At 67.5% G+C, this 23,975-nt stretch carries 26 protein-coding genes; 12 read left to right on the top strand and 14 right to left on the bottom strand.

The window, feature by feature from the left end:
* The gene (locus tag BRW65_RS03205; protein WP_244167972.1) at positions 1 to 291 is read right to left on the bottom strand and encodes a hypothetical protein; all 291 of its coding nucleotides are present in this window, start codon (positions 289 to 291) and stop codon (positions 1 to 3) included.
* 108 nt (positions 292 to 399) lie between these two features.
* On the opposite strand from BRW65_RS03205, the gene BRW65_RS03200 reads away from it, so the two are divergent.
* Positions 400 to 972, top strand: coding sequence for a TetR/AcrR family transcriptional regulator (locus tag BRW65_RS03200; RefSeq protein WP_244167971.1), 573 nt, complete (start codon positions 400 to 402; stop codon positions 970 to 972).
* 1 nt (position 973) lies between these two features.
* Here BRW65_RS03200 and BRW65_RS03195 read toward each other — a convergent pair whose 3' ends face one another.
* Entirely contained in the window at positions 974 to 1,429 is a 456-nt protein-coding gene (locus BRW65_RS03195) for a hypothetical protein (protein WP_073871240.1), read from the bottom strand.
* Between the two features lie 4 nt (positions 1,430 to 1,433).
* Positions 1,434 to 2,588 carry a Rieske 2Fe-2S domain-containing protein gene (locus BRW65_RS03190; RefSeq protein WP_073871238.1) on the bottom strand — a complete coding sequence of 385 codons (1,155 nt, stop codon included), beginning with the start codon at positions 2,586 to 2,588 and terminating at the stop codon, positions 1,434 to 1,436.
* 127 nt (positions 2,589 to 2,715) lie between these two features.
* On the opposite strand from BRW65_RS03190, the gene BRW65_RS03185 reads away from it, so the two are divergent.
* On the top strand, positions 2,716 to 3,240 hold the full coding sequence (locus tag BRW65_RS03185) for a gamma carbonic anhydrase family protein (protein WP_073871236.1): 525 nt from the start codon (positions 2,716 to 2,718) through the stop codon (positions 3,238 to 3,240).
* Here the strand turns inward: BRW65_RS03185 and BRW65_RS03180 are convergent.
* The 4 genes from BRW65_RS03180 to BRW65_RS03165 are packed head-to-tail and all read right to left on the bottom strand — an operon-like array spanning position 3,237 to position 6,916.
* Positions 3,237 to 3,644, bottom strand: coding sequence for a nuclear transport factor 2 family protein (locus BRW65_RS03180; RefSeq protein ID WP_073871234.1), 408 nt, complete (start codon positions 3,642 to 3,644; stop codon positions 3,237 to 3,239). The genes BRW65_RS03185 and BRW65_RS03180 overlap by 4 nt on opposite strands.
* Positions 3,641 to 4,840, bottom strand: a complete 1,200-nt coding sequence (locus BRW65_RS03175; protein ID WP_073871232.1) for a thiolase domain-containing protein — start codon at positions 4,838 to 4,840, stop codon at positions 3,641 to 3,643. The genes BRW65_RS03180 and BRW65_RS03175 overlap by 4 nt, the downstream gene beginning before the upstream one ends.
* A complete protein-coding gene (locus BRW65_RS03170) occupies positions 4,840 to 5,904 on the bottom strand; it encodes a thiolase domain-containing protein (protein ID WP_073871230.1) in 1,065 nt (354 codons plus the stop codon). Before BRW65_RS03170 ends, BRW65_RS03175 begins: the two co-directional genes overlap by 1 nt.
* Before the next feature lie 16 nt (positions 5,905 to 5,920).
* Entirely contained in the window at positions 5,921 to 6,916 is a 996-nt protein-coding gene (locus BRW65_RS03165) for a Zn-ribbon domain-containing OB-fold protein (protein ID WP_073871228.1), read from the bottom strand.
* Positions 6,917 to 6,983: 67 nt separating this feature from the next.
* On the opposite strand from BRW65_RS03165, the gene BRW65_RS03160 reads away from it, so the two are divergent.
* The 3 genes from BRW65_RS03160 to BRW65_RS03150 all read left to right on the top strand — a co-directional run bounded on the left by BRW65_RS03160 (position 6,984) and on the right by BRW65_RS03150 (position 10,043).
* On the top strand, positions 6,984 to 8,015 hold the full coding sequence (locus tag BRW65_RS03160; RefSeq protein ID WP_073871226.1) for an LLM class F420-dependent oxidoreductase: 1,032 nt from the start codon (positions 6,984 to 6,986) through the stop codon (positions 8,013 to 8,015).
* 121 nt (positions 8,016 to 8,136) lie between these two features.
* The gene (locus BRW65_RS03155) at positions 8,137 to 8,853 is read left to right on the top strand and encodes an acetoacetate decarboxylase family protein (protein ID WP_073871224.1); all 717 of its coding nucleotides are present in this window, start codon (positions 8,137 to 8,139) and stop codon (positions 8,851 to 8,853) included.
* 2 nt (positions 8,854 to 8,855) lie between these two features.
* Positions 8,856 to 10,043, top strand: a complete 1,188-nt coding sequence (locus tag BRW65_RS03150) for a cytochrome P450 (protein WP_167373993.1) — start codon at positions 8,856 to 8,858, stop codon at positions 10,041 to 10,043.
* Positions 10,044 to 10,103: 60 nt separating this feature from the next.
* Here the strand turns inward: BRW65_RS03150 and BRW65_RS03145 are convergent, their stop codons facing one another.
* Both BRW65_RS03145 and BRW65_RS03140 read right to left on the bottom strand, forming a co-directional pair.
* Positions 10,104 to 10,943 carry a hypothetical protein gene (locus BRW65_RS03145; protein WP_073871220.1) on the bottom strand — a complete coding sequence of 280 codons (840 nt, stop codon included), beginning with the start codon at positions 10,941 to 10,943 and terminating at the stop codon, positions 10,104 to 10,106.
* Between the two features lie 105 nt (positions 10,944 to 11,048).
* Entirely contained in the window at positions 11,049 to 11,870 is an 822-nt protein-coding gene (locus BRW65_RS03140) for a crotonase/enoyl-CoA hydratase family protein (protein WP_073871713.1), read from the bottom strand.
* A 64-nt stretch (positions 11,871 to 11,934) separates the two neighbouring features.
* Here BRW65_RS03140 and BRW65_RS03135 point away from each other — a divergent pair, with 64 nt between their 5' ends.
* The 4 genes from BRW65_RS03135 to BRW65_RS03120 are packed head-to-tail and all read left to right on the top strand — an operon-like array spanning position 11,935 to position 16,747.
* The gene (locus BRW65_RS03135; protein WP_073871218.1) at positions 11,935 to 13,587 is read left to right on the top strand and encodes an acyl-CoA synthetase; all 1,653 of its coding nucleotides are present in this window, start codon (positions 11,935 to 11,937) and stop codon (positions 13,585 to 13,587) included.
* Positions 13,584 to 14,351 (top strand): fructosamine kinase family protein, encoded by a 768-nt coding sequence (locus BRW65_RS03130; protein ID WP_073871216.1) that lies wholly within the window; start codon positions 13,584 to 13,586, stop codon positions 14,349 to 14,351. Before BRW65_RS03135 ends, BRW65_RS03130 begins: the two co-directional genes overlap by 4 nt.
* Before the next feature lie 24 nt (positions 14,352 to 14,375).
* Positions 14,376 to 15,200 carry an amidohydrolase family protein gene (locus tag BRW65_RS03125; protein ID WP_073871214.1) on the top strand — a complete coding sequence of 275 codons (825 nt, stop codon included), beginning with the start codon at positions 14,376 to 14,378 and terminating at the stop codon, positions 15,198 to 15,200.
* On the top strand, positions 15,197 to 16,747 hold the full coding sequence (locus BRW65_RS03120; RefSeq protein ID WP_073871212.1) for an acetolactate synthase large subunit: 1,551 nt from the start codon (positions 15,197 to 15,199) through the stop codon (positions 16,745 to 16,747). The genes BRW65_RS03125 and BRW65_RS03120 overlap by 4 nt, the downstream gene beginning before the upstream one ends.
* Here BRW65_RS03120 and BRW65_RS03115 read toward each other — a convergent pair.
* The 5 genes from BRW65_RS03115 to BRW65_RS03095 all read right to left on the bottom strand — a co-directional run bounded on the left by BRW65_RS03115 (position 16,733) and on the right by BRW65_RS03095 (position 21,620).
* Positions 16,733 to 17,446 carry a serine hydrolase gene (locus tag BRW65_RS03115; protein WP_073871210.1) on the bottom strand — a complete coding sequence of 238 codons (714 nt, stop codon included), beginning with the start codon at positions 17,444 to 17,446 and terminating at the stop codon, positions 16,733 to 16,735. The two genes, BRW65_RS03120 and BRW65_RS03115, sit on opposite strands and share 15 nt — an antisense overlap.
* Positions 17,447 to 17,558: 112 nt before the next feature.
* Positions 17,559 to 17,777 (bottom strand): hypothetical protein, encoded by a 219-nt coding sequence (locus tag BRW65_RS03110; RefSeq protein ID WP_073871208.1) that lies wholly within the window; start codon positions 17,775 to 17,777, stop codon positions 17,559 to 17,561.
* The gene (fadD17, locus tag BRW65_RS03105; protein ID WP_073871205.1) at positions 17,761 to 19,308 is read right to left on the bottom strand and encodes a long-chain-fatty-acid--CoA ligase FadD17; all 1,548 of its coding nucleotides are present in this window, start codon (positions 19,306 to 19,308) and stop codon (positions 17,761 to 17,763) included. The genes BRW65_RS03110 and fadD17 overlap by 17 nt, the downstream gene beginning before the upstream one ends.
* Before the next feature lie 4 nt (positions 19,309 to 19,312).
* On the bottom strand, positions 19,313 to 20,410 hold the full coding sequence (locus tag BRW65_RS03100; RefSeq protein ID WP_073871203.1) for an acyl-CoA dehydrogenase family protein: 1,098 nt from the start codon (positions 20,408 to 20,410) through the stop codon (positions 19,313 to 19,315).
* A gap of 28 nt (positions 20,411 to 20,438) precedes the next feature.
* Positions 20,439 to 21,620, bottom strand: a complete 1,182-nt coding sequence (locus tag BRW65_RS03095) for an acyl-CoA dehydrogenase (protein ID WP_067280827.1) — start codon at positions 21,618 to 21,620, stop codon at positions 20,439 to 20,441.
* Between the two features lie 201 nt (positions 21,621 to 21,821).
* Between BRW65_RS03095 and BRW65_RS03090 the strand changes: the two genes are divergently transcribed.
* The 3 genes from BRW65_RS03090 to BRW65_RS03080 all read left to right on the top strand — a co-directional run bounded on the left by BRW65_RS03090 (position 21,822) and on the right by BRW65_RS03080 (position 23,973).
* Positions 21,822 to 22,013, top strand: coding sequence for a ferredoxin (locus BRW65_RS03090; RefSeq protein WP_067280870.1), 192 nt, complete (start codon positions 21,822 to 21,824; stop codon positions 22,011 to 22,013).
* Between the two features lie 43 nt (positions 22,014 to 22,056).
* Positions 22,057 to 22,971: a 3-oxoacyl-ACP reductase gene (locus BRW65_RS03085; protein ID WP_073871201.1), complete on the top strand. Its 915-nt coding sequence runs from the start codon at positions 22,057 to 22,059 to the stop codon at positions 22,969 to 22,971.
* Between the two features lie 237 nt (positions 22,972 to 23,208).
* Positions 23,209 to 23,973, top strand: coding sequence for an MlaE family ABC transporter permease (locus BRW65_RS03080; protein WP_073871199.1), 765 nt, complete (start codon positions 23,209 to 23,211; stop codon positions 23,971 to 23,973).
* Positions 23,974 to 23,975 lie beyond the last annotated feature (2 nt).

Genomic DNA, 23,975 nt, shown 5'->3' with positions numbered 1-23,975 from the left:
TCAGTCGTCGACCCGCCGCGGCCCTAACCACACACCGTCTGGAGGCCCGATGGCGCCTGCTCGTTCGCGCGCCGAGGCAAGCTCCGCCGATGCCGCGAACCGTCTCGCGGCAACGATATTCGCCATTTCCATGACCACAATGACGGTGTTGGATTCGTCGCCGTCGATGTAGGTTCCCGTCACCACCAAGCCATGGTGGCGGCGGATTGCGTCGAGTTTCGGGTCGCGAAATACGGCGTTCCATTGGTCGACGCTGACGACTCGCTGTTTGACAAGCATGACTCCGGCCATGGCGACCTCCGCTCTGCTCCCATTATGTCTACATGTGTGGACATAATGGCCAGCCTAGCGGCGCCGCGGCAGATATGTCTACAGTTGTGGACGATGCGAAGGAGTGACATGAACACCGTGACGCCCCGGCGCCGCGACGCGGGCGCCACCCGGGCCCGCCTGCTGGGAGCGGCTCGCGAGCTCTTTCTTGCCAGGGGATATAGCGCGATCGGTCTACGCGAGGTGGCATCGAAGGCCGGTGTGGACGTCACGCTGGTTCGCCGCTACTTCGGTTCCAAGGAACGGCTTTTCGCGGAGGCGACGGAGGTTTCAGAGAACGTAGCGGAGGTGCTGGACGCCGCCGACGACGCGCTGGGACAGCGGTTGATTGCCCGCGTCCTGGGCGCCCGTCGCGACGTCGATGCGCCGCTATTTGCGCTCTTGCGGTCCAGTGGCGACCCCGCGGTGGTGGCGCGCCTCAATGCCCAGCTTGACGCGGGCCTCACGCGCAACCTGGCGAAGCGGATAACCGCGGACCGCCCCAGGATTCGCGCGGACATGGTCACCGCCCTGCTGTTGGGCATCGGCGTGCAGCGCGTCCTCTTACGGAAGAAGCCGATGGCCAGCGCTCGCGACGGTGACATCGCCGAGGTGTTCCTCGAGGCGTTCGAGGCGATAACCAAGCTGCCCCAAGGGCTGTGATTCAGTCGGCGTCCGGATCGTCGGGCTCACCCAGATAGCCCTCCGCGACGGCGTGCTCGATGCTGTCGCTCAATTTGGGGCACGACCGGGTGCGCGCGGTATCGCCACCGGAGTTACGTACCTCGGTGAAGTGCGCACAGCGCTGCCATGCTTCGGTGTTCCATTGCACGGCGGTGTGACCCGGGCCCAGCCTTCGGACGGTGACCGTGACGTGGCAGAACCGGCAGTCCACCGGAAGGAGTCCCGAGCTGAGGTAGCGCTCCCGGTCCGCGCGACTGGCCTCGGCGACGGCGGCGGCGCGTTGCGGATCGTTGGCGAAATCCCTTGACTTCGACCAGGATCCCGAGCCGCCGTTGCGGGCGGGCGCGTCGTCGTGGTCGTGATGGTCGCCGTGCAGCATCAGCATCGACCGGGCGAGCCGGTCGACGTCGGGGACCGCCGGTTGATCCTGGGTCATGGAGTCAGTGTTGCTCCGCGGGCACTTCGTCGCCGGCCGCCTTGAGGTTCTCCTCCACCTCGGCGTTCCAGTACTCGTTGGCGCGTGTGGTGTCCACCTCGATCTCGAAGCGCTCCACCATTTCCGGCTGGATGTCGGCCACGTCGACGTAGAACTGCTGATACCAGCGGCGCAGCTGATAGACGGCGCCGTCCTCCTCGACCAGCAGCGGGTTGTCGATGCGCGTCTTGTGCTTCCAGATCTCGACGTCCTGCAGGAAGCCCTTGCTGACACCCTCGGTGAACACTCGCGAGAGCTTGTCGGTCATCGCTTCGTCCATGCCCTTGGGCTTTTCGACGATGACGCCCCACTGCAACATGAACGAGTTCTGGGTCACCGGGTAGTGGCAGTTGATCAGGATCGACTCGGCCTTGTAGCCGCCGTAGCTGTTGTGTAGCCAGTTGATCATGAACGACGGCCCGAAGTACGACGCCTCCGAGTCGAGGTGCGCCTCGCCGTACGAGGTGCCCAGGTCGTTGACGTCCGGCCGGCCCACGTTGTGCAGGTACTGGGATGCGATGTGGCCCTCGAACACGTTCTTGAAGTACGTCGGCAACCCGAAATGGATGTAGAAGAAGTGCGCCATGTCGGTGACGTTGTCGATGATGTCGCGGCAGTTCGAGCCCTCGATGAGGATGCGGTTCCACCGCCATTCGGTCCACTCGTCGCTGGCGGCTTCCGGGATGTCGGGGATCCGGACCGCGGGGTCGGGTGGGTTCTGTTCGTGGTCGTGCCAGACAAACAACAGGCCGCCGCGCACATCGGTCGTCCACGAACGGGTGCGCGCCGTCTTGGGTGTGCGCTTGGCGTAGGGAACCAGCTTGCAGCGGCCATCACCGCCCCAGCGCCAGTCGTGGAACGGGCAGGCCACCTCGTCGCCCTTGATGGTGCCCTCCGAGAGGTCGCCGCCCATGTGCCGGCAGTAGCCGTCCAGCACCTTCAGGTCGCCCTGTGAGTCGGCGAAGACCACCAGCTTGGTGCCGAACGCCTCGATCGAGTGCGGCTTGCCGTCCTGGAAGTCCTTTGCGACGCCCAGGCAATGCCAGCCTCGGGCGTACCTGGTCGGCAAAGCGCCGGGATCGATCTCCCGGATGCCGACCGCCTTGGTGTCGGTAGCCACCTGTCACCTCCAACTCACTGGCCCTCTAACTAGAACACGTTACAGTTTTGCGGTGGCGGCGCGCAACGACGGCGAGTCTGGCCACGGGATATCCGCGGCGGATGCCCGCGCGGGGTATATCTAGACGATGCCGCTGTTTGCTTTCGAGGGCCGGGCGCCACGGGTCGATCCCACCGCGTTTGTGGCCCCGACCGCCACCCTGATCGGCGACGTCGTCGTCGAGGCCGGTGCATCGGTGTGGTTCAACACCGTGCTGCGCGGCGACTACGGACCGATCGTGGTGCGCGAGGGCGCGAACGTGCAGGACGGGTCGGTGCTGCACGCGCCGCCCGGCATCCCGGTCGACATCGGCCCCGGCGCCACGGTGGCGCACATGTGCTGCATCCACGGGGTGCACGTGGGGTCCGAGGCCCTGATCGCCAACCACGTCACCGTGCTCGACGGCGCGGTCATCGGCGCGCGCAGCCTGATCGCGGCCCATTCGCTGGTGACGGCCGGCACCCAGATTCCGGCCGGCATGCTGGCGGTGGGCGCGCCGGCGCAGATCAAGGGGCCGGTCGCCGGAACGGGCGCGGAGATGTGGGTCAAGGCGAATCCGCAGGCCTACCGCGAACTGGCTCAGCGGCACCTGGCCGGGCTCGAGCCGCTCTAGACCTTCCGGGCCGACGCGGCCGCGCGGTCCATCTCCCAATAAGCGCGCAGCGCGGTCATCTGGCCCTCGTCGTTCGCCTTGTACGTGAAGACGCCCTCCGCGGTCACCTGGTAGTCGCCATGGGTGATCAGGATGTGGCCGACGTTGGCTTCCTCGTTGCCGCATTGGTAGGTGTCGCGGAAGACGAACTCGATCCTGGTGGTGGGGGCGATGGCCTTGTCCCAGAAGGCCGAGATCGCATCCCGGCCGCGGTGGCCCTTGCCTTCCGGGTCGAAGGCCGACGGTCCGATCGGATCCTCGACGATGGCGTCGTCGGCGAACACCGCCAGCCACGCCTCTTTGTCCCTGGCGATGACCGCCTCGCGCGAGCGGCGGCCGGCCTCGTGGGCGGGGTTGTCGCTCACGAGGCGACTTTTTCCGGCGCGGGTTTGTCCGCGCCGACGACCCACATGGAGTAGTACTGCGAGCCGCCACCGTAGGCGTGCCCCAAAGCCTTACGCGCGCCCGGAACTTGGTGATCCCCGCCTTTGCCCATCACCTGGATCGCCGCCTCGGCGAACCGGATCAGGCCCGAGGCGCCGATCGGGTTCGACGACAGCACGCCTCCCGAGGGGTTGACCGGTAGCCGCCCCCCGATCGCCGTCTCGCCGGCTTCGGTGAGCTTCCAGCCCTCGCCTTCGGGCACAAAACCAAGGTTTTCCAACCACATCGGCTCGAACCACGAGAACGGCACGTAGATTTCCGCGGCGTCGATCTCGTCGATCGGGCTCGTGATGCCTGCCGCCTTCCACAGCGCTGCGGCGGCGTCGCGCCCGGCCTGCGGGCTGACCTGGTCGCGTCCGGAGAACTGCAGCGGCTCGGTGCGCAGCGCGGTCGCGTGGATCCACGCCACCGGCTGCCCCTGTGCCAGACGGGCGTCGGCGGCCTCCTCGTTGCCGATCACCACCGCGGCGGCACCGTCCGACGACGGGCAGGTCTCGTCGTAGCGGATCGGGTCCCACAACATCGGCGACTCCATCACCTTCTCGACGGTGATGTCGGGCTGATGCAGGTGCGCCAGCGGATTGCGGGCTCCGTTGAGCCGGTCCTTGACCGCGACGATGGCCCCGATGTTCAACGGTGCGCCCGACCGCCGGATGTAGGACCGCACGTGCGGGGCGAAATAACCGCCCGCGCCGGCGCCGACCGGCTTGATGAACGGGACCGGAATGGACAACGCCCACATGGCATTCGATTCCGATTGCTTCTCCCACGCCATCGCCAGCACGCGCCGGTACTTGCCGGATTGCACCAGGCTGGCGGCCACCACCGCGGTGGACCCACCGACCGAACCCGCCGTGTGCACCCGGATCAGAGGCTTGCCGGTGGCGCCCACGGCGTCGGCCATGAACAGCTCGGGCATCATGACGCCCTCGAAGAAGTCGGGTGCCTTGCCGACGACGACGGCGTCGATGTCGGCAAACGTCGAACCGGAGTCTTCCAGCGCGCGGTCGATCGCCTCGCGCACCAGGCCGTTCATCGAAACGTCCTTGCGCTTGGCCACATACTTGGTTTGCCCGGTGCCCAGCACCGCGGCGAGGTGTGCTCCCGCTCCGGCCATCAGTTCTTCCCTTCCATGACCGCGACCAGGTTCTGTTGCAATGCGGGCCCGCTGGTGGCGTGGGCGAGCACCCGCTTCGCTGAACCGTCCCAGATGTGTTGCGCGGCAAAGCCGATACGCTCGAGGCCGGCGACGAACATGGGGTTGGCGGCCAGCGCGCCGCCGGACGGGTTGACCCTGGTCGGACCCGGTATCCGAATCGCCTCCGCGAGGATCAGGTACTGGTGGGTGAAAGGCGCGCAAATCTCGGCCACGTCGAGGTTGTCGGTCCGGCCACCGGTGGCCACTCGGGCCGCCGCCGTCGTCGAAACGGATTCGGTGAGGTCACGCGCTCCCAAGACGGGGGTTTCGATGCGGTGCTCGATTCCCGTGATCCAGGCGGGGTTCTCGCGCAGCTCGCGCGCCCGATCGTCGGCCGCGAGCACGATCGCCGCGGCACCGTCGGTGATGGGCGCGATGTCGTGGCGCCGCAACGGCTCTGCGAAGAACGGCCGTTCGAGCAACTCGGCCACGCTGATCGACCCCTCCACGTTGTCGACCCGACGCGCATTGGTGAACGAGTCGAACGCCACGCGCGCCATCTGCTCTTCGGTCCACTTTCCGTTGTCGAGCCCCATGCGGGCCTGCAGCCCCGCCATCGAGATCGAGTCCGGCCACAGCGGCGCGACGGTGTACGGGTCGGTCTGCCGCGACAGTATCTGGCGCAGTATCCCGGCCGAGGACTTGCCGAACCCGTACACCAGTGCGGTGTCGACCTCGCCGGTCAGGATCTTGATGTAGGCCTCGTAGAGGGCCCAGGCCGCGTCCATCTCGACGTGCGATTCGTTGATCGGCGGTACGGCGCCGATCGAATCGATCGCCGAGATGAACGAGAAAGCCCGTCCCGCAAGGTAATCGGACGATCCCGAGCACCAGAAGCCGATGTCGGCCTTGGTGATGCCGAGGTCCTCGTAGAGCTGGGCGAAGCACGGCATCAACATCTCGACGCCGTTGGTGGTGCCGTCGGTGCGGCGTACGTGTGGGGCGTGGGCGAAGCCGACGACCGCAACATTGCGAGCGCTCATGTGGTTGGTGTGCCCTTTACAGGTGGTGCTTGTAGGTGTCGTATTCGGCGTCGGGCTCGCCCGTCGGCCGGAAGTACTCGATGTTGTCGATGCCAAAGCCCCACTCCTCGCGGGGTTTCCACACCGCTTCGACGCGCATGCCCATCCGCACCTCGTGCGCGTCGATGTCGGCGACCAGATGCAGGAAGGGAATGTCGGCGCCGTCGAGCAGCACGTAGGCCGCCACATAGGGCGGTTTGATGCGCTGTCCCTGGAACGGGATGTTGATGATCGCGAAGGTCGTGACCGTGCCCTTGTCGGGCAGCTCGACGAACTCGGTGGTGGGTTGGCCGGTGGCCGGATCCGCGCCGTGCGGCGGGAAATACACCTTTCCTTCCGCGCCGGTGCGCGCGCCCAGCAGCTTGCCTTCGGCGATGGCGCGCAGGTAGGCGCTCTCCTCGTGTGAGGCGGTGTGCTGAATCGTCAGCGAGATCGGCGTGACGATCATCGTCACCGGATCCTGTTCGCCCGCCGGCTGTTCGGACACCGGTTCGGCTTCCTCACCGAGTGCGAAGTAGGCGATGTCGGTGATGGCGCCCACCGGCTCGTCGACCCAGTGCACGTGCACCCGGGAACCGGTCTTGATGGCCGAGGGCTCACCCGCATCCACCGCGTGCAGCATGGGGGTGTCCGCGCCGTCGAGCTTGATCAGTGCCCAGGCGAACGGACGGTCCAGCGGCTGACCCTCCACCGGGTCCGGTTGCCACGTCCAGGAAACGACGGTGCCGACGCTGGACACCGGTACCATCTCGCCCAGCGGCTCGTAGGTAACCGGGTCATATTCCGCCGGCGGCACGTGTACCCGGCCGTCGGACCCGCGCACCCCTAGGACGTGGCGCTCACGCAGTGCGGTGAAGAACTTGCTCAGCGTGGGGCCGACCGAACGGGTGTAGTCGAAAGACAACGTCAGCGGCGCGGAGAGCGGTGGCTCAGTGGGATCCGTCAAGGTCGGGCTGCTCGAACTGGCTGTCACGCCATCGAGTAGAACAGGTTCTAAGAACGGTTTCAACATCGGGTCGGTAGGAAAGGTTTGAGTAGCTATGAAGCTGGGATTGCAGCTCGGGTATTGGGGCGCTCAGCCGCCGGAGAACCACGCGCAGCTCGTCGCCGCCGCCGAGGCAACCGGATTCGACGCCGTCTTCACGGCCGAGGCGTGGGGATCGGACGCCTACACGCCGCTGGCCTGGTTGGGCTCCTCGACACACCGGCTGCGCCTGGGCACCTCGGTGATCCAACTGTCCGCGCGTACCCCGACGGCGACCGCCATGGCCGCGCTGACCCTCGACCACCTGTCCGGGGGCCGGCACATCCTCGGCCTCGGCGTCTCCGGCCCGCAAGTGGTGGAGGGCTGGTACGGCCGGCCGTTCCCCAAGCCGCTGGCGCGAACCCGTGAGTACATCGACATCATGAGGCAGGTGTGGGCCCGCGAGAAGCCGGTCACCAGCGACGGCCCGCACTATCCGCTGCCGCTGACGGGCGAGCAGACGACCGGCCTGGGCAAGCCGCTCAAGCCCATCACCCACCCGCTACGTCCCGACATCCCGATCATGCTGGGCGCCGAGGGGCCGAAGAACGTCGCGCTGGCCGCCGAGATCTGCGACGGCTGGCTGCCGATCTTCTACACGCCGCGCATGGCGGACACCTACAACGAATGGCTCGACGAGGGGTTCGCGCGCCCCGGGGCGCGGCGCCGCCGCGAGGACTTCGAGATCTGCGCCACCGCCAACATCGTCATCACCGACGACCGCCCCGCGGCATTCGCGGCCATGAAGCCCTACATCGCGCTCTACATGGGCGGGATGGGGGCCGAGGACACCAACTTCCACGCCGACGTCTACCGGCGGATGGGCTACGCCGAGGTGGTCGACGACGTCACCAAGCTGTTCCGCAGCAACCAGAAGGACAAGGCCGCCGAGATCATCCCCGACGAGGTGATCGACGACGCCGCGATCGTCGGAGACATCAACTACGTCCGTGAGCAGGTCAAGGTCTGGGAAGCCGCCGGCGTCACCATGATGGTGGTCAGCGGACGCAATGAGGCGCAGATCAGGGAGCTCGCCACGCTGACCTGACCCGGTATTGCCCAACGAATAGAACGCGTTCTAGATTGGCGATCACAGGCGCCGCGAAGCCGGCCGCTGGGGGTGCCCCCGCGAAGCTGGGGGACGGGTGGCCACGAGGACAGGAGACCCGATGACAGCCTCGCAGCACACCATCGCGGGCACGGTACTCACCATGCCGGTGCAGATCCGCAAGGCAAATCAGCACATGGCGATGTTCTCCGTCGACGCCGATGCCGCCCAGCAGATGATCGACTACAGCGGCCTGCAGGTCTGCCGCTACCTTCCCGGCCGCGCCATCGTGGTCCTGATGTTGATGCACTACATCGACGGCGACCTGGGCCAGTATCACGAGTTCGGCACCAGCGTGATGGTCAATCCGCCCGGCTCCAAGGCGAGTGGGCTTGGTGCCCTGCAGTCCGCCGGCGCGTTCATCCATCATCTCCCCGTCGATCAGGCGTTCACCTTGGAGGCAGGGACCAAGATCTGGGGTTATCCCAAGGTGATGGGCGACTTCGCCGTTTCCGAAGGGCGCCGGTTCGCCTTCGATCTCACCATCGACGGCCAGCCGGTGATCGGCATGGAATTTCGTCGCGGCCTGCCGTTCCGGCTGACCCCGCGCCAGCAGTCGCAACGCACCTACTCGCACCGCGACGGAGTCACCCGCGAAACCGCGTTCGAACACACGCTGGACGGCGTTCGCACCCGATTCGGCGGGGTGAGCATCCGGCTCGGTGAGCACCCGTATTCGAAAGAACTTGCGTCGCTTGGCCTTCCGAAGCGCGCGTTGGTGTCCAGCTCTGTCGACCACGTACAAATGTCCTTCGGTGATGCCCAGGAGATCTCATGACGATGACCAGACCCGATGTGGATCTGACCGACGGTGCCTTCTACGCGGGCGATTCGCGGTCCGTCTACCGCTGGATGCGTGAGCACGAGCCGGTCTTCCGGGACCGCAACGGATTAGCCGCCGCCTCCACGTATCAGGCGGTGATCGAGGCCGAGCGCAACCCCGAGCTGTTCTCCAACGCGGGCGGCATCCGGCCCGATCAAGACGGCGTCGAGATGATGATCGAAATGGACGATCCGCAACATCTGTTGCGCCGCAAGCTCGTCAACTCCGGCTTCACCCGCAAGCGTGTCAAAGACCTTGAGACGAAGATTGTTTCGCTGTGTGACACGCTGATCGACGCGGTGTGTGAACGCGGCGAGTGTGACTTCGTCTGGGACCTCGCGGCGCCCCTGCCGATGGCCGTGATCGGCGACATGCTCGGCGTGCGTCCCGAAGAGCGCAAGATGTTCCTCAAGTGGTCCGACGACCTGGTCAGCTTTTTGAGCAGCACCGCCGCTGAGTCCGATTTCCAGGTCACCATGGACGCGTTCGCGGCCTACAGCCAGTACATGATGGGCATGATCGAGGCCCGCAAGTCCGAACCGACCGACGACCTGGTCAGCGTCCTCGTGCACGCGGAGGTCGAGGGCTCGCGGCTCGAGGACCACCAGATCGTCACCGAGGTCCTGCTGCTGTTGATCGGCGGCGACGAGACCACGCGCCACACGCTGTCCGGCGGGACGCGGCAGCTGCTGCTGCATCCCGATCAGCACCGCCGCCTGGCGACCGACCTGAGCCTGCTGCCCAACGCGATCGAGGAGATGCTGCGCTGGACCGCGCCGGTGAAGAACATGGCACGCACGATCACCGCGGACACCGAGTTCCACGGCGCCCAACTGCGCCAGGGCGAGAAGATGATCCTGCTGTTCGAATCGGCGAACTTCGACGAGAAGGTCTTCGACGACCCGGAAACCTTCAACATCGAGCGCTACCCGAACAACCACCTGGCCTTCGGCTTCGGGACGCACTTCTGCCTCGGCAACCAGCTCGCCCGGTTGGAGCTGTCCATCATGCAGAGCCGGCTGCTGCAACGTCTGCCGGACATGCGGCTGGCGTCGGACACCGACCTGCCCCTGCGGCCGGCCAACTTCGTCTCCGGGCTGGAGAAGATGCCGGTGGCGTTCACGCCGAGCGCGCCGCTGGGCTAGGCCCCTCATGCGCCGAACGTGATCTGATGGCGGAAATCCGGCCGGAAAACCGCCCTGAGTTCACGTTCGGCGTGCCCAAGCGGCGGCCACCCGGGCGATGATGCCGCCCGGGGTGTCTTCGGCCGTGACCCGGATGGCGGTCCACCCCAGGCCGGCCAGCGCGTCGAAGCGGGCGATATCCCTGCGAAATTGCCTGCGGTCGGTGCGGTGATGATCGCCTTCGTACTCGAGCGCGATTTTGGCGTCCTCCCACCCCATATCGAGGACGGCGATCAGCTCGCCGTATTCGCCGTAGACCGGGATCTGTGTCCGAGGCCGCGGATAGCCGGCCTCGATGAGCAGCAGCCGCAGCCACGTCTCGCGCGGTGACTCGGCGCCGGCGTCGACGAGCGTCAACGCCCGCCTCGCGCGCCGAACGCCCCGGCGGCCGCGGTAACGATCGGCGAGCAATTCGACGTCCGCGATCTTGAGGTTGGTGGCCCGGGCGAGTGCGTCGATGGCGGCGACCGCCGTGCCGGTGGGGTTGCGGCAGGCCAAGTCGAAAGCGGTGCGTGCGGGCGTGGTGGTGACAATGCCGCCGACCAGCTGGGTCTCATCCAAGGAGACTTGATCCGACCAGGTGCGAATCCCGATCGGTGGCCGACGGTGCTCGTACAGCAATTGAGCAGGCGTCCGGCCTTCGACCCACTTGGCGCCGTGCAGCGCCGACGCGGAATGCCCGGCGACGACGCCCCGGCGCCGCGACCAGAGCCAGGCGGCATGGGCGCGCGTCGTAGCGCTCAGTTCCACGCCGCATGGGACGTAGACGTCGGGATAGATTGCGGCGAATCGGGTTCGCAGCCGGTGCCGAGTCAGCCACCCGGATGCGAGTGCTTCGCTGCCGACAAAAGGTTCCGACACGCGGGCAGTGTGTCTCGGGCTACCGACAGCCGCGCCCAACGTGAAGCCAGGGCGGAAATCCGGCCGGAAAACCGCCCTGAGTTCACGCGCGGCGCGACGGTGCGGTCAGCGGTTCTGGAAGTTGGGCTTGCGCTTCTCGGCGAACGCCCGGGGGCCTTCCTTGGCGTCGTCGGACAGGAAGACCTTGATGCCGATCTGGGTGTCGATCTTGAACGCCTCGTTCTCGGGCATGCCCTCGGTCGCGCGGATCGCCCGCAGGATCGCCTGCACGGCTAAAGGCCCGTTATTGGCGATCACCTCTGCGATCTCGAGCGCCTTGGACAACGCCTGCCCGTCGGGCACCACATACCCGATCAGGCCCATCTCCTTGGCCTCGGCGGCGGTGATGTGCCGGCCGGTCAGCAGCAGGTCGCAGGCGACCGTGTAGGGGATCTGCCGCACCAGCCGCACGGCCGACCCGCCCATCGGGTACAGGCTCCACTTGGCCTCCGAGATGCCGAACTTGGCGCTCTCGCCGGCGATGCGGATGTCGGTGCCCTGCAGGATCTCGGTGCCGCCGGCGATCGCTGGGCCCTCGACTGCCGCGATGAGCGGCTTGGTGAGCCGGCGACCCTTCAGCAGGGCGTCGATCCGCGACGGGTCGTAGCTGCCGTCCTTGAACGAGTCGCCCGGCGGCCTCTTGGTTGCTGTCTTGAGGTCCATGCCCGCGCAGAAGTATCCGCCGGCGCCGGTCAGGATGCAGCAGCGGATGTCGTCGTCGTTGTCGACGCGGTCCCAGGCCTGCACCATGATTTCCATCATTTCGGTGCTCAGCGCGTTGCGCGCGTGCGGTCGGTTCAACGTGACGATGAGGGTGTGACCGCGCTGTTCCACTAGCGCATCTGCTTCAGAGAGCCCGGTCTGTTCGTTTGCTGGAGCCTCCGCCACGGCTACCGCCTTTCCCTCGACAATGAGCATCAGCTTGTCAAGAAATGTAACACGTTCTAATTTGGTGGCCGTGGCCCTGAATATTGCCGATCTCGCAGAGCACGCCATCGACGCCGTGCCGGACCGTGTCGCCCTGATCTGCGGCGACGAGAAGCTGACGTACGCGCAACTAGAGGAGAAGGCCAACCGCCTCGCCCACTACCTGATCGACCAGGGGGTGAAAAAGGACGACAAGGTCGGGCTGTACTGCCGCAACCGCATCGAGATCGTCATCGCGATGCTCGGCATCGTCAAGGCGGGCGCCATCCTGGTCAACGTCAACTACCGCTACGTCGAGGGCGAGCTGCGCTACCTGTTCGACAACTCCGACATGGTCGCCCTGGTTCACGAGCGCCAGTACTCGGACCGGGTGGCCAACGTGCTCCCGGACACGCCCAACGTCAAGACGATCCTGGTCATCGAGGACGGTTCCGACAACGACTACCAGCGCTACGGCGGGGTCGAGTTCTACTCGGCGATCGCGCAGGGTTCCCCCGAGCGCGACTTCGGCGAACGCAGCGCCGACGACATCTACCTGCTGTATACCGGTGGCACGACGGGCTTTCCCAAGGGCGTGATGTGGCGTCATGAGGACATCTACCGGGTGCTCTTCGGCGGAACCGACTTCGCGACAGGCCAATTCGTCGAGGACGAGCACGACCTGGCCAAGGCGGCGGCCGCCAACCCGCCGATGGTCCGCTACCCGATCCCGCCGATGATCCACGGCGCCACCCAGTCGGCCACCTGGATGTCGATCTTCTCGGGTCAAACCACCGTGCTCGCACCGGAATTCAACGCCGACGAGGTCTGGCGCACGATCCACGAGCACAAGGTCAACCTGCTGTTCTTCACCGGGGACGCGATGGCGCGGCCCTTACTCGACGCGCTGCTGGCCCACCAGGAGCAGGGGAACCAATACGACCTGTCGTCGCTGTTCCTGCTCGCCAGCACGGCGGCGCTGTTCTCGCCGAGCATCAAGGAGAAGCTCCTCGAGTTGTTGCCCAACCGGGTCATCACCGACTCCATCGGCTCCTCGGAGACCGGATTCGGTGGCACCAGCGTCGTCGCGAAAGACGCCCCGCACAGCGGCGGCCCGCGCGTGACCATCGACCACCGCACGGTCGTGCTCGACGAGGACGGCAACGAGGTCAAGCCCGGCTCCGGGGTGCGCGGCTTCATCGCCAAGAAGGGCAACATCCCGGTCGGTTACTACAAGGACGAAAAGAAGACCGCGGAGACGTTCAAGACCATCAACGGTGTCCGCTATGCGATTCCGGGTGACTGGGCGCTCGTCGAGGAGGACGGCACCGTCACGATGCTGGGCCGCGGCTCGGTGTCGATCAACAGCGGCGGCGAGAAGATCTACCCCGAGGAGGTCGAGGCGGCGCTCAAGGGCCATCCCGACGTCTTCGACGCCCTGGTGGTCGGCGTGCCCGACCCCCGGTACGGGCAGCACGTGGCCGCCGTCGTGCAGGCGCGGCCGGGGACCCGGCCCACGCTCGCCGAACTGGACCGCTTCGTGCGCTCCGAGATCGCGGGATACAAAGTGCCGCGTAGCCTTTGGCTGGTCGACGAGGTCAAGCGCTCACCGGCCGGCAAACCCGACTACCGCTGGGCCAAGGAGCAGACCGAGGCGCGGCCCGCCGACGACGTGCACGCCGCGCACGTAACCGCTTGACCCACTTCGTCAAACAAGACCCCGCCGCCCCCAGTGGCTACTTCGGGTGGGAAGCCGCCGGGCTGCGGTGGCTGGCCGGCGTCGATGGCGGCGTGCCGTGCGCCCAAGTGGTTTCCGTCGACGCGACGAGCCTGACCCTGGGGCGGCTGGACTCGGTGACGCCGACGCGCGAGGCGGCGCGGGCGTTCGGTGGCCGGTTGGCCGTCACGCACGATGCCGGCGCCCCGGCGTTCGGCGCCGGGCCCGAAGGATGGGACGGGCCCGGGTTCTTCGGGCCGCTTTCCCAGCCGCTGCCGATGTCGCTGCGGCGGCACCCCCGGTGGGGCGAGTTTTACGCCGAGGAGCGGCTGGCGCCGATGGCCGAACTGGCCGCGGCGCGGCTCGAGGCCGCCACCCGCGGCGCGATCGACGCCGTCATCCAGCGGTGCCGCGCCGGCGACTTCGACGACGACGACCGGCCCGCCCGGCTGCACGGCGACCTGTGGGGCGGCAACGTGATGTGGACGCCCGACGGGGTGGTGCTGATCGACCCGGCGGCGCACGCCGGCCACCGCGAGAGCGATCTGGCGATGCTCGCGCTGTTCGGCTGCCCGCACTACGACACCATCGTCGACGGCTACGAGCAGGTGAGGCCGTTGCGCGCCGGCTGGCGCAACCGCATCGGGCTGCACCAGCTGTTCCCTCTGCTGGCGCACGTCGTGCTGTTCGGCGGCGGGCACGCCCAGCGGACGCACGCCTGCGCCCGCGCCGCGCTGGCCCTGTAGCCGCGGCGTCTACTGTTGATCGCGATGACGGTCGATGTGTGGATGCAGCACCCCACCGCACGGTTCCTGCGCAGCGACATGCTGGCGTCGCTGCGGCGCTGGACCGGCGACTCAATACCGGACGCCGACGTCCCGATCGAGGCGAGCGTCGCGACGATGGACGCCGCCGGCGTCCGCTTCGGGCTGCTCAGCGCGTGGCGCGGCCCCGGGGGGCAGGATCTGATCTCCAACGACGAGGTCGCCGAGTGGATCAGCCTGCACCCGAACCGGTTTGGCGGGCTGGCCGCGGTCGACCTCGACCGCCCGATGGAAGCGGTCCGCGACCTGCGCCGCCGAGTTCGGGAGGGATTCCTGGGCCTTCGGGTGGTGCCGTGGTTGTGGAACGCGCCGCCCACCGACCGCCGCTACTACCCGCTGTTCGCCGAATGCGTGGAGCTGGGGGTGCCGTTCTGCACCCAGGTGGGTCATACCGGTCCGCTGCGGCCCTCGGAGACGGGCCGGCCCATTCCTTACATCGACCAAATCGCCCTCGACTTTCCCGAGCTGGTGATCGTGTGCGGACACGTCGGCTATCCATGGACCGAGGAGATGGTCGCGGTCGCCCGTAAACACGAGAACGTCTACATCGATACCTCGGCCTACACGATCAAACGACTTCCGGACGAGCTGATCCGGTTCATGAAAACCGGTACCGGACAACGCAAAGTCCTGTTCGGCACCAACTATCCGATGATCACCCACGCGCACGCCCTGGCTGGGCTGGCGGACCTCGACCTGTCCGACGAGTGCCGCCGAGACTTCTTGCACGGCAACGCCGAGCGCGTTTTCGAACTGGAGGCAGTCACGTGAACGGTGCCCAGGCCCTGATCAACACCCTGGTCGACGGCGGCGTCGACGTGTGCTTCGCCAACCCGGGCACCTCGGAGATGCATTTCGTGGCCGCGTTGGACGCCGTCCCCCAAATGCGCGGCGTGCTGGCCCTGTTCGAGGGTGTCGCCACCGGGGCGGCGGATGGCTACGCGCGAATCGCCGGCCGGCCGGCGGCGGTGCTGTTGCACCTGGGCCCCGGCCTGGGCAACGGCCTGGCCAACCTGCACAACGCCCGACGCGCTCAGGTGCCGATGGTGGTGGTCGTCGGCGACCACGCCACCTATCACAAAAAGTACGACGCCCCACTGGAATCCGACATCGACGCGCTCGCCGGAACCGTCTCGGGGTGGGTGCGTCGCACCGAACGCACCGCGGACGTCGCGTCCGACGCCGCGGAGGCGATCGCCGCGAGCTGCGCGGGCTCGCTGATCTCGACGCTCATTCTGCCCGCCGACGCGTCATGGTCGGACGGGGCGCAGCCCGTCGGGACGACACCCGCGGGGCCGGCGGGGGCTGAACCGCGATTGGCGTTCGAGGTGATCGAGGTGCTGCGCTCGGGGGAACCCACGGTCATCATGATCGGCGGCGACGCCACCCGCGGACCGGGCCTTGCCGCGGCCGCGCGGATCGCGCAGGCGACCGGCGCGCGGGTGCTGTGCGAGACGTTCCCCACCCGGCTGGAGCGCGGCGCGGGCGTTCCGGCCGTCGAGCGGCTGGCCTACTTCGCCGAGGCCGCCACCGCCCAGCTGGACGGTGCCAAGCATCTGGTGTTGGCGGGCGCCAAGTCGCCGGTGTCCTTCTTCGCCTACCCGGGCATGCCCAGCGACCTCGTCCCGGCCGGCTGTGAGGTGCATCTGCTCGCCGGGCACAGCGGTGCCGCCGAGGCGCTCGCCGCGGTGGCCGACGAGCTGGCGCCCGGAACCGTTGCGCCCGTTGCCGTTGCGGCGCGGCCCCAGCTGCCGGGGGGTGCCCTGACGTCCGCATCGGCGGCCGACGTGATCGGGGCGCTGCTGCCGGAGGGCGCGATCGTCGTCGACGAGTCGAACACCTCCGGCCTGCTGCTCGCCCAGGCCACCGCGGGCGCGCCGGCCCATGACTGGCTGACGTTGACCGGCGGGGCGATCGGGTACGGCATCCCGGCCGCCGTGGGCGCCGCGGTCGCCGCCCCCGATCGGCCGGTGCTCTGCCTGGAATCCGACGGATCCGCGATGTACACGATCTCCGGGTTGTGGACCCAGGCGCGGGAACACCTCGACGTGACCACCGTGATCTACGACAACAGCGCCTACGACATCCTGCGGATCGAGTTGGCGCGGGTGGGGGCCGGATCGGCACCCGGGCCCAAGGCGCTCGACCTACTCGACTTATCCCGTCCCACAATGGATTTCGTCAAGATCAGCGAAGGGCTGGGCGTGCCGGCCCGCCGCGTCACCACCGCCGAAGAACTCGCCGACGCGCTGCGCCACGCTTTCGGCGAACCCGGGCCGCACCTGATCGACGCCGTGGTGCCGTCAATAACGGGCTAAGCCCGGGAGTCGGCTGAGCACCCACTCCGACATCGTGTCGAGGACATCGACGCCTGTCTCCAGCACCCCGTCATCGACCCTGGCGGCCAGGGCTACGCCCCACTGCCCCGACGGCGTGGGCACGATCCCGAACTGCCGCACCAGGTAGTCGCCGTTTGTCCCCGGTCCCCAACCGCCTTTGGCCGCAAAGCCTTTGGCGGCCAGCCCCCAGCGATGACCGGTGCTGAGGCGGTGCATCAGGTCGATGACGTCGGACGAATCGCGGATCGACGGCAACTCGGCCGCGAACCGGGCTTGCCGCTGCAGGGTCCACTGTGTCTGACCGAACGCGGTATAGCCGCGCCGGAGCCGACGCGATTCCACGACCGTGGCGGTGTCACCGCCCTCGGCGATCACGCCCTGCACCCGGCGCGCCGCTTCCTCGGGATCGCCCAAGTGCGACCACAATTGCTCCGACGCGTGGTTGTCGGACTCGGTGATGGCCTTGACGGCCAGGTCCTTCGCCCGCAACCAATCGCAGCGCAGCGCCGCGATCGCCAACGGCACCTTGATCGTCGACCACGCGACACCCGACCACCATCGACCCAGTGAGTAGGTGCGGTCCGGCCGGGCGATCGCGACGCCGACCTCCGCGGGCACCGCGGCGGACAGCTGCTCGAAGCTCGCTTCGAGCGCGGTCTCCAGGGGCCGGGAAGTCATGCGCGGATCGGACCAACCATCGCGTCTCCTTCGATCCCGACGTGTCTGTGCAGTCAAGCATTATCGCCGACGGTCCTATCCCACCGCGCGCCGCGGGGGACGGGCAGTACAGCTAGCCCGGCGGCAGCGGGAGGCCCGGTTCCTGCGGCGGCGGTTCCCACGGGGCACGTTCCGGCGTCTGCGGCGCGTAGACCAGCGGCGGCGGCGGAGGCAGGGGAGGAGGCGGCGGCACCGGATCGCCGGCGGCGCACCCGGCGCCGAAACCGAGCGCCGCGCCGCCGAGCGACGCGAGCAGGGCCGACCCGGCAATCAAGTCACGAATTTTCGGCATGAGCCGACGTTCCCCTTCCCGTTTGCGGCTGGATCCGCACTACAGGATCGTCGCAGTCGACGCCCTGCGCCGCCAACTGGCGCTTGAGCACCTTGAAGGTGACCGTGCGGGGCAGTTCCGCGCTGACCCGGACGTAGGACGGCCATTGCTTGGGTCCCAAGTCGGGCTGCTCGGCGAGGAAGGCGCGGAACCTCTCGGCGTCGAGCTCGGCTTCCGGAGCCAGCACCAGCGCGGCCATCACCTGGTCACCGACCACCGGGTCGGGCACCGCGTACACGGCCACCTCGGTCACGTCGGGGTGCCGCAGCAGCACCCGCTCGATCGGAGCGGCGCCGAGGTTTTCACCGTCGACGCGCATCCAGTCGCCCAGCCGCCCCGCGAAGTACGCGTAGCCGGCGTCGTCGCGGTAAGCGAGGTCGCCGCTGTGATAGACCCCGCCCGCCATCCGCTCGGCCTCGGCGGCCTCGTCGTTGTAGTAACCCTCGAACCGGCCCGCGCCGGCGGTGTTGACCAGCTCACCGACCACGCCAACGGGGCAGGGCTCACCCGTATCGGGGTCGACTATGTCGACGCCCTCGGGAAGCGGGCCCAACGCACCGTCCGGGGTGTCCGGGGTGCGCGCGATCGCCACACCGCCTTCGGTGGAACCGAATCCGTCCTGCACGACGCACCCGAACCGGCGCGCGAAGCGTTCGACATCGCGGGGCACGCCCTCGTTGCCGTACACCGCTCGCAGCGGGTTGTCCGCATCGTCGGGCCGCTCGGGTGTGGCCAGCACATAGGAGAGGGGCTTGCCGACGTAGTTGGCGTAGGTCGCGCCGAAGCGACGGACGTCCACCAGGAAGTTGGAGGCGGAGAACTTGCGCCGCAACGCCAATGAGCCCTGGCACGCGACTGCCACCGCCCAGCCGACCAACACCGCGTTGGAATGAAACAGCGGCATCGACACATAACAGACGTCGTCGTGGCCGAGGCCGAATCGCTGGCTCATCGTCACGCCAGCGATCGCGACCTTGCCGTGGCTGCACTTCACCGCCTTGGGTTCACCGCTGGTGCCCGAGGTGAAGATCAGCATGAACAGGTCTGCGGCCGTTGCGGATTGGAAGTGCGGTTCGGCATCGCGATGTGCGGCCACCTCGTCGGCCCACTCGGCGGAGTCCACGTTCACGTGGTCGATGTCGCCCAGTGCGGCGGCAGAACCGGAGTCGGCCAGCACCACCTGGCAGTCGGCGTGCGCGATGTCGCGGGCCAGCGCGTCACCGCGGCGCACCGGGTTGAGCCCCACCGGCACTATCCCGGACATGCCGCCCGCCGTCAGCATCGCCGAGAAGAACGGGGTGTTCTCCAACAGCACGCCCACGTGCGGCGGCTTCGCCGGGTCGAGGCGGTTCCGCAGGGCCGCCGCGATGGCCGCGCCGTGACGCAGGTGATCCCGCCAGGTGGTGTACGTGTCTTCGAAGTAGACGCCCCGGTCATCGATTTCTAACAACGGCGCCAGGAGTCTGGTGACCGTCGGATCCGGAGGAAGCACGAAGTCAGGCAGGGGTTTCCGCCAGCTCGCGGCCGATCCGGCGCAGCTGACCGGTGGCGCCGCCCAATGCGAACTCGGCCTCCTTGGCCGCCAGGAAGTAGCGGTGCACCGGGTGATCGGTGTCGACGCCGACGCCGCCGTGCACGTGCACGATGGTGTGCGCCACCCGGTGCCCGGCGTCGGCGGCCCAGAACGCGGCGCTGGCCACGTCGAGCTCGGCGGGAACATCCTCGGAGACGCGCCAGGCTGCTTGGGTGAGGGTGAGCCGCAAGCCCTTGATGTCGATGTACCCATCGGCCAGCCGCTGCGACACCGCCTGGAAGCTGCCGATCGGGCGATCGAATTGCTCTCGCTCCCTGGCGTATTCGGCGGTGAGCTGCAGCCCCCGTTCGAGCACACCCAGCTGGTAGGCGCTGCGGCCCAGAGCCGCGAGCGTGTCGAGCCAAGCGACGACCTCGGCGCCGCCGATCATCCGGGCGCCGTCCACCTGCGCGCCGTCCAGCGCGAGGTGACCGACGCTGCCCAGTCCGGTGGTCTCCAGCGCGCTCACCGAAACACCCGAATCACCGGCGGCGAGGAGGAAAACGCCGGTGCCGGAATCGATCTCGGCGGGAACGAGAAACGCGTCAGCCACCGGCCCGAACCCGACCTGGGTACGGGTGCCGGTGAGGCGGTAGCCGTCACCGGCGCGGGTGGCCCGTACCGGCCCCTCACCCATTTCGCCCAGGAGTGCGACGGTGAGGATCTTCTCGCCGCCGACCGCCGGAGCGCCCCAATCCTGTTGCAGCGCTTCGGTGCCGAACCGCGCCAAAGCGCCGGCGCCCAGCATCACCGATTCCAGGTACGGCACGGCCGCCAACTGGTGACCCAGCGCCACCAGGATGGCGACCTGCTCGAGCACCCCGAATCCGTCGCCGCCCACCGAGGTGGCCGAGGCGCTGGTCAGGATGCCGGCGTCGATGAGTTTGCCCCACAGCGCTCGGTCGAACCGTTGGTCGAGCTCGTCGAGTTCGCGATGGTGCTCGGGCGTGCATACCGAGTTCACGATCGTGTCGACCAGTCCGCCGAGATCGGTCGCCGCTTCGGTTGTCGAAAAGTCCATGGTTGTTCGTCCTTCGGGGAAGTGGGGCTCAGCGGTTTCGGGGCAGACCCAGCGCGACCATGCCGATGATGTCGCGCTGCACTTCGTTGGTGCCGCCGCCGAAGGTCAGGATCAAGCACGCGCGGTGCATGCGCTCGACCCGGCCGCGCAGCAGCGCCCCCGGCGAGTTCTGGCGCACGGTGGCCGCGGTCCCCAGCACCTCCATCAGCAGCCGGTAGGCCTCGGTGGCCAACTCGGTGCCGTACACCTTGGCCGCCGACGCGTCCGCCGGGTTGAGCGATTCGCCGTCCGACGACGCCAACTCCCAGTTGATCAGCTTGAGCACCTCGGCCTTGGCGTGCACCCGGGCCAGGTTGATCTGCACCCACTCCGAGTCGATCAGCCGGGCGCCGCTGGAATCCTTCGTGTTCTGGGCCCACTCGCGAACCTCTTGCAGCGCGAGGAAGATCGGTTGCGCCGACACCAGGGCGACGCGTTCGTGGTTGAGCTGGTTGGTGACCAGCTTCCAGCCGCCGTTCTCCTCACCGATGAGGTTGGTCACCGGGACCCGCACGTCGGAGTAATAGGTGGCGCTGGTGTCCACACCGGCCATGGTGTGCACCGGCGTCCACGAGAAGCCTTCGGCGGTCGTCGGCACGGTCAGCATCGAGATGCCGCGGTGCTTCTTTGCCTCGGGGTTGGTGCGCACCGCGAGCCAGACCCAGTCGGCGTACGCGATCAGGCTGGTCCACATCTTCTGGCCGTTGATCACATAGTCGTCGCCGTCGCGGACGGCGGTGGTGCGCAGGTTGGCCAGGTCCGTGCCGGCGCCCGGCTCCGAGTAGCCGATGGAGAAGTGCAGTTCGCCGGCGGCGATCTTGGGCAGGAAGAACTTCTTCTGTTCCTCGGTGCCGAACGCCATGATCGTCGGCGCCACGCTGTTGATGGTCAGGAACGGCACCGGCACGCCGGCGATCGCGGCCTCGTCGGTGAAGATCAGCGAATCCATCGGGGAGCGGTCCTGGCCGCCGTACTCCTTAGGCCAGTTCAGCGTCAGCCAGCCGTCCTTGCCCATCTGCGCGACGGTGTCGCGGTACGCGGTGCCGGTCCCGACCTCGCCGCCGCCCGAGGAGGTCAGCGCCTCGCGGCGCTCCGGCGTCATGAGCTTGGTGAAGTACGACCGCAATTCGCGACGCAGCTCCTCCTGTTCGGGGGTGTAACTGATGCGCATCTCAGCCGTCCTTTGTTAACGTGATTCGCCTCGATTAGCCGACGTTACTCGGCCGACGACTACCCATTCGTCTTCCCGGTTGTAACACGTTCTAGTCTGAGATTCCAGCGACCGTTTCCCTAGCGGTATCCGGACCCTATGGTGGTCCTACATACTGATGGGGCATGTCCTCAGGTGAAGGCCAGGTGCAAGGAGGGTGCTGTGCGGGTGATCGTCGACCACGACCGGTGTGAAGGTAACGCTGTGTGCTTGGGAATCGCGCCGGATATCTTCGACCTGGACGACGAGGATTACGCCGTCGTAAAGCTGGATCCGATCCCGGCCGATCAGGAGCAGTTGGCCGAGCAGGCGATCGCCGAATGCCCGCGTGCCGCGCTGTTGCGCGGTGACTAGCCCGGACCCGAATGCGTCCTGAGAAACTAGAGGTATTCATAAATTGACTAGCAGCACGAACGCGACCGATCTGTCCGGGAAGGTCGCGGTAGTGACCGGCGCCGCGGCGGGGCTGGGTAGGGCGGAGGCAGTTGGCCTGGCCCGGCTCGGCGCGACCGTCGTCGTCAACGACATCGCCACCGCCCTGGACGCCTCCGATGTCATCGACGAGATCAACTCGGCCGGCTCGAAGGCCGTCGCGGTGGCCGGCGACATCAGCGAACGCGCAACCGCCGACGAGTTGGTCGCCCAGGCCGACGGACTCGGTGGGCTCGACATCGTCGTCAACAACGCGGGCATCACCCGCGACCGGATGCTGTTCAACATGTCCGACGAGGAGTGGGATCTGGTCATCGCGGTGCACCTGCGCGGCCACTTCCTGCTGACCCGCAACGCCGCCACCTACTGGCGGTCGAAGGCGAAGGACGCGGGGGGAACGGTGTTCGGCCGCCTGGTCAACACCGCGTCCGAGGCGGGGTTGGTCGGCCCGGTGGGGCAAGCCAACTACGGCGCGGCCAAAGCCGGCATCATTTCGCTCACCCTGACGGCCGCGCGGGCGCTGGGCCGCTACGGCGTGTGCGCCAACGCGATCTGTCCGCGCGCGCGCACCGCGATGACGGCCGACGTCTTCGGTGCAGCGCCCGAAGGGGAGGCCGGCAACATCGACCCGCTGTCGCCCGAACACGTCGTCAGCCTGGTCAAGTTCCTGTCATCCCCGGCGGCCGCAGAAGTCAACGGGCAGGTGTTCATCGTCTACGGTCCTCAGGTGACACTGGTTGCCGCGCCCACAGCGGAGCATCGATTCAGCGCCGAGGGCGAAGCCTGGGAGCCCGAGCGACTGAGCGCGACGTTACAAGAGTACTTTGCTGGGCGGGATCCCGAGCGCAACTTTTCGGCGGTCGGGTTGATGGAGCAATAACTGTGTGAGGTTAGTTCCTGGGGGGGAAATGAGCAGGTAGAACGTGTGTCAATTTTGACAAATATAACGGTGTCTGACCAGGGTAATTAACGTTTAAGACAAAGAAATGCTGTTCATTGACACCTTTATCTTGTTCTGGGTTAATATGATCCGGCTCACATCGAGCCGCATGCGACGGAAGACACCGCTAAGGCGACGCAGAGACTTCGCCGCGAGCAGCCGAGGGGGGTAGCCAAGTTGAGAGAACAACTTGCGGTTCCCGCCCGCGCCGTCGGCGGGTTCTTCGAAATGATGATCGACACCGGCCGGCAGAGTTTTCGCCGGCCGTTCCAAATGGGCGAGTTCTTGGAACAGACCTGGATGATCGCGCGGGTGTCGCTGGTGCCCACCCTTCTGGTGTCCATCCCGTTCACCGTGCTGGTGGCGTTCACGCTCAACATCCTGCTGCGCGAGATCGGGGCGGCCGACCTGTCCGGCGCCGGGACGGCGTTCGGCACCATCACCCAGCTGGGGCCCGTGGTGACGGTGCTCGTGGTGGCGGGTGCCGGCGCGACCGCGATCTGTGCCGATCTTGGCGCGCGGACCATCCGCGAAGAGATCGACGCGATGCGAGTGCTCGGCATCGACCCGATCCAGCGGCTCGTCGTCCCCCGGGTGCTGGCGTCCACCGTGGTGGCGTTGCTGCTCAACGGGCTGGTGTGCGCCATCGGCCTGTCCGGTGGCTACGTGTTCTCCGTCTTCCTGCAAGGCGTCAACCCGGGCGCGTTCATCAACGGGTTGACCGTGCTGACCGGGCTGCGCGAGCTGGTACTCGCCGAGGTCAAGGCGTTGCTGTTCGGCGTGATGGCCGGGCTGGTCGGTTGTTACCGCGGCCTGACCGTCAAGGGCGGGCCCAAGGGCGTGGGCAATGCCGTCAACGAGACGGTCGTGTACGCGTTCATCTGTCTGTTCGTCATCAACGTGGTGATGACCGCCATCGGCGTGCGGATCTCGGCGAAGTGAGC

The organism is Mycobacterium paraffinicum, assembly GCF_001907675.1.
Taxonomy (GTDB): Bacteria; Actinomycetota; Actinomycetes; order Mycobacteriales; family Mycobacteriaceae; genus Mycobacterium; species Mycobacterium paraffinicum_A.
Note: the sequence above shows the minus strand (reverse complement) of the source record. Positions and strands in the feature narration are given on the sequence as shown.